9 protein-coding genes and 1 pseudogene are annotated in these 13,683 nt (G+C 46.2%); 1 reads left to right on the top strand and 9 read right to left on the bottom strand.

Translation table 11 applies throughout. The features are described 5' to 3' along the window. Positions 1-14 precede the first annotated feature (14 nt). The 4 genes from ACK5NH_RS01265 to ACK5NH_RS01250 are packed head-to-tail and all read right to left on the bottom strand — an operon-like array spanning position 15 to position 3,530. Positions 15-380, bottom strand: a complete 366-nt coding sequence (locus tag ACK5NH_RS01265; RefSeq protein ID WP_086904266.1) for a response regulator — start codon at positions 378-380, stop codon at positions 15-17. Further along, entirely contained in the window at positions 381-2,084 is a 1,704-nt protein-coding gene (locus ACK5NH_RS01260; RefSeq protein ID WP_416917466.1) for a SpoIIE family protein phosphatase, read from the bottom strand. Further along, the gene (locus tag ACK5NH_RS01255; RefSeq protein ID WP_416917465.1) at positions 2,085-2,378 is read right to left on the bottom strand and encodes an STAS domain-containing protein; all 294 of its coding nucleotides are present in this window, start codon (positions 2,376-2,378) and stop codon (positions 2,085-2,087) included. Positions 2,379-2,393: 15 nt separating this feature from the next. Beyond that, on the bottom strand, positions 2,394-3,530 hold the full coding sequence (locus ACK5NH_RS01250) for a methyl-accepting chemotaxis protein (protein WP_416917464.1): 1,137 nt from the start codon (positions 3,528-3,530) through the stop codon (positions 2,394-2,396). Positions 3,531-3,783: 253 nt separating this feature from the next. Here ACK5NH_RS01250 and ACK5NH_RS01245 point away from each other — a divergent pair, with 253 nt between their 5' ends. Beyond that, the gene (locus tag ACK5NH_RS01245; RefSeq protein ID WP_416917463.1) at positions 3,784-6,498 is read left to right on the top strand and encodes a bifunctional acetate--CoA ligase family protein/GNAT family N-acetyltransferase; all 2,715 of its coding nucleotides are present in this window, start codon (positions 3,784-3,786) and stop codon (positions 6,496-6,498) included. 309 nt (positions 6,499-6,807) lie between these two features. Here the strand turns inward: ACK5NH_RS01245 and ACK5NH_RS01240 are convergent, their stop codons facing one another. From ACK5NH_RS01240 to ACK5NH_RS01220, 5 genes and pseudogenes are all read right to left on the bottom strand, one after another. Then, positions 6,808-7,836: a GGDEF domain-containing protein gene (locus ACK5NH_RS01240; protein WP_416917462.1), complete on the bottom strand. Its 1,029-nt coding sequence runs from the start codon at positions 7,834-7,836 to the stop codon at positions 6,808-6,810. Between the two features lie 155 nt (positions 7,837-7,991). Beyond that, positions 7,992-9,617, bottom strand: a complete 1,626-nt coding sequence (locus ACK5NH_RS01235; protein WP_416917461.1) for a phosphoethanolamine transferase — start codon at positions 9,615-9,617, stop codon at positions 7,992-7,994. A 259-nt stretch (positions 9,618-9,876) separates the two neighbouring features. Further along, positions 9,877-11,971 (bottom strand): annotated as a pseudogene (locus tag ACK5NH_RS01230) (prolyl oligopeptidase family serine peptidase). 222 nt (positions 11,972-12,193) lie between these two features. Continuing rightward, positions 12,194-12,655 carry a MarR family winged helix-turn-helix transcriptional regulator gene (locus tag ACK5NH_RS01225; protein WP_416917460.1) on the bottom strand — a complete coding sequence of 154 codons (462 nt, stop codon included), beginning with the start codon at positions 12,653-12,655 and terminating at the stop codon, positions 12,194-12,196. After that, the coding region (locus ACK5NH_RS01220) for a cation diffusion facilitator family transporter (RefSeq protein WP_416917459.1) at positions 12,655-13,683 on the bottom strand (1,029 nt) is incomplete at its 5' end. The genes ACK5NH_RS01220 and ACK5NH_RS01225, both read right to left, overlap by 1 nt.

Genomic DNA, 13,683 nt, shown 5'->3' with positions numbered 1-13,683 from the left:
CACCCCGACCTAGGTTAGCCCAACACTTTGGCTGTGATGGCTAATAGCTTCTGCGGGTCAAAGGGCTTGACCATCCATCCCGTTGCGCCTGCGGCTCGACCTTGGGCCTTCATATCTTCACCAGCTTCGGTGGTCAGCATGACTATGGGCGTGCGCATAAAGGCCGACATAGCCCTGAGGGATTTAATGAGCGTCAAACCGTCCATACGGGGCATATTTTGATCCGTCAAAATAAAATCGAATCGTTGTCCACCACATAAATCGAGTGCCTCACGACCATCCTTCGCCAGCACGACTTGGTAATTTGCCGACTTTAACGTCGCCTCAACCATCTGCCTGATCGCAGCCGAGTCATCAACAATTAATATTTTTTTACTCATTTACAATTCCATTATGACTTTAGTTTTATTTCCTGGAGCCACTAACTCATAGCTCTTAGAGAGGGATTTAACCAATAAAAGCCCACGACCCGAAATTTGAAACCAATCTGCTATTGCCTCCTGTTCTTTAGGTACATATCCCTCTCCGCTATCGGATACGGTAATCCGAAGCTCACTGGGTTGTGCATGCCATTCCAACTCTAGTTTGACCCAATCTTCGGCCTTAAGCTTTTCGATGCTGCTTTCACGTATACTGTGATATAACTCGAAACCTTCAGGATCATTTTTAAGACGAGAGTCTAACTTGAGCACACCATGGTCAACTGCGTTAGTAACTAACTCAGAAACAACAGTAAATACTCTCTGACTAAACGTAGTAGAAAACCCAAAAATATTCAAAAACTGATTCAGGGAATTTAAATAATCAGCATTTAATAACATGGCACCTATCATTTTAATGGCCCATGTAAACTCCCCCTTCATGCAAACTTGACTCGATTTATGTTCTCGTTCTCGATACCAATTATGTAATAACTCAAAATCGAGTACACATACGGCAATATCATCGGTAATCTCGTGTTCAAAAATTGTTTTTAGTTTGGTTTTTAGGTGTTCAGTTAAATCACGCCCATAAAAACTCAGCAGGGAAATCACGCTATCCATGCCAAAAAATCCGCCACCTTTACTCTTGCACTGTTGTTCAATCAAACCATCACTTAGTAAGCAGATCCTACCCGTACGAGGAATCGAAAAGGTAGCAATATTGGCCACAAATGCACTGGGAGATAAAATACCTAATGCCATGTTTTTAGAACGATATCTCTGTATATGATGATATTCAGCGCAACCCGCATCACCCTCAAACTCATCTTGGTAAAGTAGTGCGTCAGGCATACCGCCATTCCAAAGATTGATTTGATTTTTAAAGAAATCTATCTCTAATACGACAGCAGCAACAAAACGATCGCCAGGGCTATCTTCATAGACATTGGCATTGAGTTCATAAATCAAACTCACAAGATTAAAACCTTTAGCCACCATAGCTCTGAAGGTATTAGCCACCCGCAAAACCGGCATTGCCGCGCTTAATCCATGACCTGTTGAGTCCGCAATAATTAAAAAGAAATTACCGTTGGGCCCAACAGTATTGAGAATAATATCACCGCTGAAATTAGCACTCGCTTGAGTAAAGGATTTGACGAAATCAAAACTGACATTCCCAATATTGACAAGATGCTCAAATAAATGTCTTGCCATTTGTTCTTCGCGGGCCTTTTGATACAACATTTTTTCCAATATTGAACGTTGTTGCTTAACTTGTTTCTCTAAGGAAAAATGTGCTAATAGTCCTTCAACTTTATGCCAGAATAGTTCTAAATTAATCGGCTTAATAATAAAATCTAAGGCGCCTAATCGAAAGCAGGATAATATTTTTTGATATTCATTATCTGCACTGATCACAATTACAGGTACGGGTGATTCTCGATATCGCAATTTTTCTAATAAAGTGAGTGCGGTACCATCGGGAAGATAATAATCTAATAAAATAAGTTCGATATTTTGCTGGTTAATTTCATCATTTGCCTCTTCTAGATTACAGCAAGTAATCACACCCCAACCTTTACTGTGAATAAACGCCGTAATAATTTGGTTTGTGACTAAGTCATCATCAATGACCAGAATATAACGTTGGCTTTTAGGCACTTACACATCCCGTTCAACAAGATACAGACGTCCCATATTGGCAATCGTAATAATTTCTTCGGCTTGCCCATGTAATCCACGAATGGCTGTAGTGATCTGGCGCTCGAGCGCCTTACGATGTAGCAGCACCATCATCCCAAGCGCCGAACTATCAATGTAAAGCACTCGGCTAAAATCCAGCACTAAGTGCTTAACGTCCGCTTCGAGAAAGGCCTTTTGATAGTCGTTGGTGAATTTTTTATGATGATAAAAATCAAAACGTTCTGGCAAAGAGATATAAAAAATATTAGCCATCACAATCTTCCCTGTTTAGAAAAGCTCAATCTCACCACAACTGATTTGACTTGCGGATACTGGATTATGGGTGTTAGTTCGCCGACCACTGATCTGGGAAACTAGACCATCGCATTGCTCACCAAATTCTTCGGGCGACATTGCCATGACTCGATTTAAGGATTCTCGCAAATGTTTCAGGCTCTGATTGGTGTAAATCAAACTTTGAGAGGTGATGTCGCTAAATTGTAAGCCACGAATTGTGTCGGCTATGGCGCTCTCTAATTCATGGGCGGATGCGTCAATGCGGTCAATGACTACAGCGTCTTTTTCTGCTTTTACAATGATTTGTTTCAGCGCCGTATCGAGATCTTTTTTCGCTTCGATAATATAAGACATATCCTGAGCAGCAACTTTACTCACTTGGTGGGTTAATTGTTCAATTTGCACTTGAATAGTATGTAATTGTTTTTGAATGCTTTCGCTAAAACCCGCACTGCGGTTTGATAATGCCCGAACCTCATCGGCAACCACGGCAAAGCCCCTGCCCGCATCCCCTGCTCGCGCAGCCTCAATCGCCGCATTCAGCGCCAGTAAATTGGTTTGCGAAGAGATTTGGTCAATATCCTTTAGCGCCTTCATCGCCTGGGGCATTGCTTCATAAATCACATTCACTTTCTCGAGGAGATCGATATTCGATGCTGACATTTCAATGGTTGATTGAATGAATCGCTCCAGTGTTGTCGAGGTATTGTTAGCAAATAATTTCATCTGCTCAGAATGGAAAATCTCTTCATCATCGGTGCTATGCACCAGAGCAGAAATAAATTCGCTTTGCTCATGCATTAGCTTACCTAAGCCATCGAAGGCGCCGCCCAATAGATTGACCGCATCCGACTGCACCGACAGCACATCATCGATACTCTGCTCACAGGTTTTTAATGAGACTGACACTTCTTGGTAGAGATTAAGCTGATCTTGCCAATCAGCGCGGGCACCTGAAGTGGCATAGGCATGAGAGGCGGGTTGAGATGCTGAGGGTTGTCTATAAAACTGCCAAGCAAGCATGATTGTCACAGCAACTATGGTACTCAGCATAAAACTGGCTAAGCTGCCGATGAAATATCCTATTACTGCAGCAAACACTGCAACAATGCCATCCTTGTATGTCATAGAGACTTCGCAATTATTGATATGTGATTAAAAAGTAGTTTCATATTCAGGGGTTTTCAAACATCTAATCGACTTTTTTCACTAAAATCAGCACGGCATGCGCAAAAAAGATACAGCATACTGTCATTTGCCCTGTAGTCAGGCGAATGACTGATTAACTCATTGACTTGTCTTGTGGATACATAAACTTAGCTGTGCAGCCTTCACAGGCTGGGTTACACTGGCGATGTCTTCGACTGGGATGGGATCTTTTATGAGTCAACGTACATTACACTCCTTATTTAAACCCACATCCGTAGCCATTATTGGCGCCTCCAATAGTGAGAAACGCGCCGGTAATGTGCTGATGAAAAACTTGCTCTCGAGCGGATTTTCTGGCCCCATCATGCCCGTGACACCAAAATACCGCGCCGTGATGGGGGTGCTTGCCTATCCCAATATTGAGGCCTTGCCGATAAAACCCGATCTGGCGGTCATCTGTACCCGCGCAAGTCGTGTGCCTTCCATCGTCGAAACCCTGGCCCAATTCGGCTGTAAAGTGGCGATTATCATGGCATCCGGCATGGCGCAGGAAGTAAATGATGAAGGTGTCAGCCTACTCGATTTAGCCATGCAGCATGCTAAACGCTATGGTATGCGTGTCCTTGGCCCCAATAGTCTAGGCATCTTGTTACCGCCGTTAGGGCTCAATGCCAGCTTGGCCCATGCCAGCGCCCTGCCCGGAAAAATCGCTTTTGTGTCGCAGTCGGCCGCGATTTGCACCACAGTGCTGGATTGGGCGAACAACAAAGGCATTGGTTTTTCATCCTTTATCTCCCTTGGAGATGCGACCGATATTAACTTCGATGAATTACTCGATTTCCTCGGCCGCGATAGCCGTACCAGCGCCATCATGTTGTATATCGATTCGGTCAATGAGAAGCGCCATTTCCTCTCCGCAGCCCGCGCCGCCTCCCGCAATAAGCCCATATTAGTGATTAAATCCGGCCGCAGCGCCGAAGGTGTGCGCGCCGCCAAGCTGCATACTGGTGGGATTGGCGGCAACGATGCCGTATACGAAGCCGCCTTTAGACGCGCGGGTATGCTGCGGGTGAATGATTTGATTGAACTCTTTGCCGCGGTGGAAAGCCTCGCCCACTCCAATCCTTTGCAGGGCGAACGATTGGGGATCATCAGTAATGGCGGTGGTCCTGCGGTATTAGCCGTCGATGAACTGATCCTACGCGGCGGCAAACTCGCGGAATTATCCCAAGACACTATCGCCAAGCTCGATGCCGTACTGCCCAATACCTGGTCGAAACAAAACCCCGTCGATATTATCGGCGATGCCAACGCCAGCCGTTACGCCAGCGCACTCAATATCTTAATGGATTGTGAGGAATTAGACGCCATTTTGGTGCTGCATTCTCCCTCAGCCCTTGGCGAAAGTGTCGAGATTGCCGATGCCTTAATTAAGGTGATCCACGCCCATCCGAAGAAAAATCGCTTGAATATTCTTACCAACTGGAGCGGTGAAGACTCGGCCTATCAAGCCCGCAAACGCTTTACCAAGGGAGGTATATCCACCTATCGCACCCCCGAAGGAGCGGTCGGCGCCTTTATGCATATGGTCGAATATCGCCGCAACCAAAAACTGCTGCAGGAAGTGCCGCAGTCTATCCCCGACAATATTCCCACCGACAGCCAAACGGCACGAAAGCTGCTGCAAGCGGCGCAGGCCAAGGGAAAAGCGGTACTCGAAACCCACGAAGCCAGCCCGATTTTGCGCGCCTATGGCCTCAACACGATCGACACTTGGTTTGTCAAAGATGCCGATGAGGCCGTCGCCATTGCCAATGAGGCGGGTTATCCCCTCGCGCTCAAAGTGCAATCGCCGAATATTTTGCATAAATCCGATGTGCACGGCGTGATGCTTAACCTCACCTCGGCAGAGGATATTCGCCATGCCGCCAATGCGATAACCCAGAGGGTTCATCAGGCCAATCCCGACGCGATTATTGAAGGCATGATAGTACAGAAGATGGCCTTAACCGCGGGCGCACAGGAAATTCGGGTGGCCGTTATCAGCGATCCCGTATTTGGCCCAGCCATCTGTTTAGGTGAAGGCGGCTCTGAATGGGATCCCACTCAGGATGCAGCGGTAGCCTTGCCACCACTGAATATGGCGCTGGCTCGCTATATGGTGATCCAAGCTTTAAAGACCCATAAATTGAAAGATAGGCATTTGCCGCTCGGGCTGGATATGAACGCCCTATGCGTGATGTTGACGCAAATTTCCCACATCATTATCGACTGCCCAGAGATAGCATCGTTAGATCTTAACCCTGTGCTGGCGGCGGGGGAAAATATTACCCTGCTCGATGTGAATATTCGCCTGCATGATGCCAATGCAGATAATACCTCGCGCCTTGCCATCATGCCCTATCCCAAAGAGTTAGAGGAATTTGCCGAACTTAAAAATGGCCTTAAGGTGATGCTGCGCCCCATATTGCCCGAGGATGAACCCAAGCATTTAGCTTTTGATAATTCCCTCTCCGACGAAGATAGGTACAAACGCTACTTTGGCGTGCGATCTAAGATGACCCACGAGGAAATGGCGGTACTGACCCAAATCGACTATGCCCGCGAAATGGCCTTTATCGCCACCGCCAAGGGACCGGATGGTGATGACATCACTTTAGGAGCAGTGCGGGCTTCAATCGATCCCGACAATACCGAGGCCGAATTTGCCATGGCAGTACGGGGCGATCATCAAGGTATTGGGCTAGGTAAACTGTTGCTCGAGAAACTGATTAAGTACTATCAAGCCAATGACACCCAAGTGCTGACTGGGTTTACTATGTTTGAAAACCGTAATATGGCAAGCCTTGCGAAAAGCCTAGGCTTTAAGGTGACCTTCGATATGGAGGAGCATTTGATCAAAATGCATATGGATCTTAAAGCGCCCAACACCAATGCGAGTCAATAGTTCGAAGCAATCTTCGTCTCGTTGAGCACAATCAAAAAACGCCGCTCTGAAAAGATGCGGCGTTTTTCAATTTATCATGCATATAGAGCTTAGGTGACGCCCCTTAACCCCAACTTACAGCTCATCTTATGACTTTAGTTTTTTATGCACGCCTTTTAGTGGAAACACTAAGGGCACAAATGTAATCGGCAAAAACTGCATGATTCATCTGTGTGCTGGGCAAGAAACAATTCTGTATTAGCAGTTATCCGCTTGGGCGAATGGTAAAACTATGCTGACATAAACTGCCTAAAAACTTTACCGACATAGTTAACCGCGTACACAGTTACGACCATCGGATTTCGCTTCATAAAGTGCTTTATCTGCTCGGCTAAATAAGGTTTCCGCATCATCACCCTTTTGCAACGAGGCTAAGCCAATAGACACAGTAATGGCGCCCAATGAGAGTTTTTTATCTTTACCTATGGCCAAGCGCCGCTCGGAGATCCGCTCCCTTAAGGTCTCAGCCACTTGAAGTGCATCATGGAAATGGGTATTTGGCAGCAGCACCACAAACTCCTCGCCGCCATAACGGGCGACAAAGTCATCACCCCGTACACATTGTTTGAGTGCAAGCGCCACATAGGCTAAAACCTTGTCGCCCACTTGGTGGCCATAGGTGTCGTTAAACAGTTTAAATCGGTCAATATCAATCAGTAATAGGCTGCAACGTGTTTGCTGCTCCTCGGCGCGGTGGATATGATCTTGAATGGCGATCTCATAGGCGCGGCGGTTATGCAGTGAGGTTAATTGATCCGTCATTGCCGCCAAACTTAAGTTTTCCATTTCGGCTTTTAAGTTCTGCACCTCTTGGCCCATGGCCGTTAAGCTTTGCTCCATATTTTGGTTATTGAGTAATAGACTTTGCATTTCATCGATGACCCCATCCACCAATTGATTCAGCGTGCCTACATCGTGCTTGGTCTGTAGCTGTAGACCAAAGTCAGCCAAGGTGCTCGAAAATGCTTCTGTTCCTTGATTTAACTGGGTAATTTTACTGATCAGCGAGTTGATTAATATTTGGGTTTCGATTTGAACGTTTTCAATCACTTCTGGGGATTTTTCTTGGATAAAGTTCTTGTACAGACTGGTGTTCACTTCCTTGGTAAACACCACATTATTCGCCAGAAAACCATCGATGGCGCGATTTAAGTCGAGGTTCGACTGGGCAAAATACTCATACCAAACCGTGTAGTTTTCGGGGGTAACCGGGATATCGAGCGCGGACATTTGTGGTACAGCTAAACGCAAAATTTGCGCCGCAGAATCGAGTTCTTTATTTGCTGCAAAAGATGACATAAATTGCGCACCCAATAGTTGTTATATTTTTGTATTACTTAAGTTAACTCAACTACTCAATTTTGGATACTAGGCAAAATAATTATTATGATGGCGCGCATAAAACAAAGGAGGATGTTGCCATCCACCTTTGTTTATTCGCAAGCGCGCTGAACTTAGCCACGGCAACGGGCAAAAATATCCAACTTAGGCAGATACACTTGGGTCCGCACATTCATTAATCCGAGCAAACTGTCGAACAGATTGTCGTGGGAGAATCCGCCCTTCTCAGCCTCTTTGGCTAGACACGCCATATTTAAGTGGTTGTCTTGGCTAAAATCATCCGATACCCAGGCTAGCATGGGAATACTGGTTTGCTCAATCGGCGCGATGCTGTACGGCGCACCATGGAGATACATGCCTTTTTCACCGAGAGATTCACCGTGATCCGAGACATAAAACATGGCGGTATCAAACTTGGTTTGTTGCTGTTTAAGTTTATTAATCACTTCACTGATAATGTAATCGGAATACAAGATCGAGTTGTCATAGGTGTTCATCAGCTCTTCGGGGCTGCAGTTTTGAATGTCACTGCGTGGGCAATCCGGCGTAAATTTACGGTGCTCAGGCGGATACCGCAGGAAATAAGTTGGCCCATGGCTGCCAATGATATGCAAGGCAATCACAGTATCTTTCTGCTCCGCTTTGGCTAAGGCTTCGTCGAGTTTATTGAGCAGCACTTGGTCAAAACAATATTGACCTGAGCATAATTCGGGATCGCTATTGAGGTCGATAGTGATGTTTTCGACCTGATCGCACACCCCTTTACAGCCAGAGTCATTATCGAACCACTGCACTTTAATCCCGCCATGATTCAAAACATCGATGGCCGTGTCTTGGGCATAGGCGCGACGTGAGTCGTAATCCTCACGGCCCATGCGCGAGAACATACAAGGCAGTGATACTGCCGTTGCCGTACCGCAGGAATGGGTATCTTTAAAGGCAATCAAGCCTTGGCCCTGAGTGTGGGCATTAGTCGGTTTATCGTAACCATAGTATTGATAGTTCATCGAACGGGCAGTTTCGCCCACCACCAGGACTAACAGATTCGGTTTACCGTTGGCATTGGTCGTGACATTTTTTGCATCCAAGCCCAGTTGCTGATATTCCATCGGCGTTTGCAAATAATGCACATTAATGTACTTAGACGCGGCACCTATAAAATAGGTCGGCACTATATAGCGCTTTATCTCGTCGTTATTGCGACCAAAGGAAGCGTAATCTTGGAAATAGAAGAAGGCGATAATTCCAAGGCCAGCTAACATCGCCAGCATAAACAAGACTTTATGCAACAACTCCTTGAAAAATGGCTTGTATTGGATATCGACTTTGTAAATCAAATAGGCGGGCAAAATCCCCGTGAGCAGCATATTGAGTATGGAAGCAAAGTTCACGTACATCAGCGCTTCGGCGCTGTTAGTTTGAAAGGTATTTTCAATCATGCCGTAGTCGAACACGACATTGTATTTGAGCGCAGCAAAGAACACGCTCGATGACAACAGCGTGAGAATGATAAAAAAGGGTTTAACTAGGTATTTCACCGTAAACAGCGAAAACACAAAACTCAGCGCTAAGGTTAAAAATAAAGGCATGGTCGCGATAAAGATCGGATCCACATCGGGTTGTTTTTCAATACCTTTTTTGATGACCTCGAAGAGCGGGATATTAAAAACGCAAACGTAAAATAATGCGATGATAAAGGTGAAGCGATTCACAGTTAGAGTTTTAAATCTCGTCAACACTGGTAATGGTCTCTCAAATAAATAATGGGCCGAAGCTAACTTAGTTTTCTTAAGGTAATCTTATGCCTAAAAACGAATGTCATCTTAGCAACTGACCTAGGCCTACTCAATAAAATGATTAATATTATTAACAAGTTAGTATACGGATTAAAAAAACGGCCGAATCTCAATGAATTCGACCGTTTTTTGCTCCCCAACCTATAGGGACTTGCTCGGTATTAATCGCAAATTGTTAAAATTTTGCTGTCACACATCACGATTATTTTAACTGCTGTAATAAGTAGGCAAACGCCATCGAATTTAGTTCCGCAGCTTGATTATTATCTGCTGCGCCTGCGTGTCCACCTTCGATATTTTCATAGTAAAGCACATCAATGCCCATCTCCTTCATCTTAGCCACCATCTTACGGGCGTGCCCTGGGTGCACCCTATCATCACGGGTTGAAGTGGTGAAAAACACCTTAGGATAATGTGCATCTTTGTGCAGATTATGGTACGGCGAATAGGTTTTAATATAAGCCCACTCTTCTGGAATATCAGGATTGCCGTATTCCCCCATCCAACTTGCGCCGGCGAGTAACTTATTGAAGCGGTGCATGTCGAGTAACGGCACTTGGCAGACTACGGCATTGTAGAGATCTGGACGACGGGTAAAGGCGGCGCCCATCAGCAAACCACCATTACTGCCACCTTGAATGCCTAAATGCTTGCTCGAGGTAATTTTACGGGCGATTAAATCCTCGGCGATGGATTCAAAGTCCTCATAAGCCTTATGACGATTTTGCTTAAGTGCCGCTTGATGCCACGCAGGGCCGTACTCGCCACCGCCACGGATATTAGCTAACACATATACGCCGCCCTGCTCTAACCAGTTTTTACCTATGGTTGCGGAATATGCTGGACGCAGTGATACTTCAAACCCGCCATAACCATAGAGCAGTGTAGGATTGCTGCCATCGAGCTTAAGATCCTTTGCCATTACCACAAAAATACGGCACTTTGGTGCCATCCTTTGAGGTTGCAAAATACTGCTCAGTTTTAAATTTATCCGCCGCAAATTGCTGAGGCATACCTTTGATTTTGTGAGGCTTAAGCGCCTTAGCATTGACGGTATACAGGCTAGATGGCTCAAGGAAGCTAGTGTAATTGACAAAGAAATCATCACTGTCGCGCTCCATATCCATCACAGTTAGCGCGCCATTGGCCTCAAAGGGAACGGACGTACTTTGCCATGCGCCCTTTGCGTCTTGCTCGTAGCGAACCAGTTTGCTCTTCACGTTATCGAGCCAATTAACAAAAATCGCGCTCTTACTGAAACTTAACTGGGCGATTGATGCAGTTGGAGTCGGGCTCACAAATTCAGTAAAGGATGCTTTTTGGGCAATCAAATCCGCCACATTGGCGTACACCACGGCGCCTTGGCTGAATGTCGCCACTGGTGTTGCTAAGTCACTCTTGAGCTCAATAAACAACTTGCCTTGGAAATAGCCTTTAATCTCGGCATCTTGTGGTATCGGCAGCTTAATCAGTTTATCATCTTTATAAACATATTGGGTGGCGGTGTAAAAGGTATGCGCCTCGGTAACTAGGCTTAGCGGAGTTTTATCGTCAAACATCACCCAACCAGACACCGCAACCGAGGTTTTGTCGCCACTGAAAATGGTTTTCGCTTGCTCGAGCGGCGTACCACGTTGCCATAACTTCACCACGCGGGGATAACCCGAGTCCGTCATGCTTTGGCCATCGCCAAAGTCGGTACCGACAAACGCCTGATTGGTATCAATCCAGCTTAGGCTGGATTTCGCTTCTTTTAAGAAGAAAGGTTTATCTTTCGCGGGCACAAAGTCTTTGGTGGTTAAATCAAATTCACGCACTTCGACCGCATCGGCACCGCCACGGGATAAGGACACAAAGCAGCGCTGATTCTGTGGATACTGACAATCAATGCCCTTAAATACCCAGTTAACCGCTTCGGTTTTGCCTAAGGCATCGACATCGAGCACGGTTTCCCACTTTGGGTCCGCCTTGGCGTATTCTTCCATGGTCGTGCGACGGTAAATCCCCCGCACATGGGTATCGTCCTTCCAGAAGTTATACAGCTTATCGCCAATATGGGTAGCGTAAGGAATACGCTCTTTGTCATTAAGGATAGCGAGACTGTTGGCGACTAAGGTATCGAATCCCTTAAAGGCTTTAATTTCGGCGGCAGAAGCAGCATTTTGATCCTTGACCCACTCCATCGGCTTTGCGCCTTCAACCTCTTCGAGCCAAAGGTATTTGTCTTCTTCGGCGTGGAGTTGACCACTCATAGTGAGTACCCCTGCGATGCACCAAGGCAGTAATTTACGATTCATTTTATTCCTTTTTAAGCAGAGTCCATCTTGATTTCTGCTCTACATTACCTTAATTGACCTCCAGTTCAACCTTTAATCAAACAAGAATGTAACAAAAGGTAAGATATTGTAATCACGTATGATTAATCGAGAATGAATCAAAAATATTCGAGATGTTATGCCATAAAAAAAGCGCCCATCGGGGCGCTTTAATCAATGCTAAATGGCGAGTTAACTCTGCCATTAAAACTCTTGATTCATCCGCGTCAGCAGACTCAGCAGTAAGCTTCGTTCCTCTGCAGTCATCTTAGCGGTGAGATCGGTCGTTAATTGCAAATGCAGCGCATCATGCTCGAGGAATAGCGCCTGACCTTTCTCGGTGAGCTCAACCAGAATCGAACGTCTGTCACTCTCATGGGGACGGCGCACCACCCACTGGGATTCGACCATTTTATCGATTTGTACTGTGAGCGTGCCTGTCGTCACGCCGATTTTGTCGGCCAGTTCTTTCATCCGCATCGCGCCGTGCACACCCAATAATTCAATCGTGTGTACCTGCGATAAGCTAAAGCCTTTATCGCGCACGATTGCATGCTCCCATGATGATAATTTTTCATAAAACTCAATAATCACATGGTTCAGGGCCTGATCTGTAGAATGGGCGACCGAGGCTGATAAAGCATCATGCGAATGTGCAACTGTCATTAGGCTTCCTTAGCCACACACTCACGTTGACGGCAAGTATGCAACTCGATGGTAATATGGGATAACTCAGGGAACTTAGTCAGTAACTGATTAAAATAACTGGCTTCTTTCGGTGAGTGAGACACAATGGATACCATAATAGCATGGTGATCGGCACTCACGCGCCAAATATGTAAATCGGCGACTTGGTGGTCCGGTACCGCCTCAATGGTCTCACGCACTTTGCGCTGTAGCGAGGCTTTTACCCCACCGTCCAACAAAATCGGACTGGTCTGTTGGATAAGCCCCCATGACCAGCGACTGATAATAATCGCGCCAACAATCCCCATAATCGGATCGAGCCAAGTTAAGCCCATATATTTGCCGAATAACAGCGCCGCAATCGCCAGCACTGAGGTTAACGCATCGGCTAATACGTGGAAATAGGCCGCTCTCAGGTTATGATCATGGCCTGAATGCGCGTGGGAATGACCCTGTGCGTGGCTGTGTGAATGATCGTCATGGTCATGGTCATGGTCATGGTCATGGTCATGGTCATGGTCATGGTCATGGTCATGGTCATGGTCATGGTCATGGTCATGGTCAGCAGCATGATGATCGTGTCCATGGCAGCAATGATTATCTTGATGATCCTTATGATCATCCTCATCGTCATCGTCGTGCTCATGGCCGTGAGAGTGACTGTGCGAATGGCCGTGTGAATGTCCATGGTCGTGGGAATGATGATCTTTCAACAGGAACACGCTCAGTACGTTCACGCTTAAGCCAATCAGAGCGACAAAAATCGCTTCATTAAAGTGAATATCCTCAGGATTAATCAAGCGCATGCCCGACTCAATTAACATCACTAAGGCCACTAAGCCTAAGGCGATGGCGCTGGTGTAACCGCCAAGCACACTCACCTTACCAGTGCCAAAGGCAAAGGCCGGATCATTGGCATGCTTACGGGCATAGGAATAGGCAAATAAGGTGATCATAAAGGCAGCGGCGTGGGTGCCCATATGCCAACCATCGGCCAGCAAGGCCAT

Origin of the sequence: Shewanella sp. (assembly GCF_047975355.1) — a bacterium.
In the GTDB taxonomy this organism is placed as follows: Bacteria; Pseudomonadota; Gammaproteobacteria; order Enterobacterales; family Shewanellaceae; genus Shewanella.
Note: the sequence above shows the minus strand (reverse complement) of the source record. Positions and strands in the feature narration are given on the sequence as shown.

What these genes read in the sequence shown, in the direction of transcription:
- ACK5NH_RS01265 (WP_086904266.1), bottom strand. Translation starts at nt 380, where the DNA reads ATGAGTAAAAAAATATTAATTGTTGATGACTCGGCTGCGATCAGGCAG.
- ACK5NH_RS01255 (WP_416917465.1), bottom strand. Translation starts at nt 2,378, where the DNA reads ATGGCTAATATTTTTTATATCTCTTTGCCAGAACGTTTTGATTTTTAT.
- ACK5NH_RS01250 (WP_416917464.1), bottom strand. Translation starts at nt 3,530, where the DNA reads ATGACATACAAGGATGGCATTGTTGCAGTGTTTGCTGCAGTAATAGGA.
- ACK5NH_RS01245 (WP_416917463.1), top strand. Translation starts at nt 3,784, where the DNA reads ATGAGTCAACGTACATTACACTCCTTATTTAAACCCACATCCGTAGCC.
- ACK5NH_RS01240 (WP_416917462.1), bottom strand. Translation starts at nt 7,836, where the DNA reads ATGTCATCTTTTGCAGCAAATAAAGAACTCGATTCTGCGGCGCAAATT.
- ACK5NH_RS01225 (WP_416917460.1), bottom strand. Translation starts at nt 12,655, where the DNA reads ATGACAGTTGCACATTCGCATGATGCTTTATCAGCCTCGGTCGCCCAT.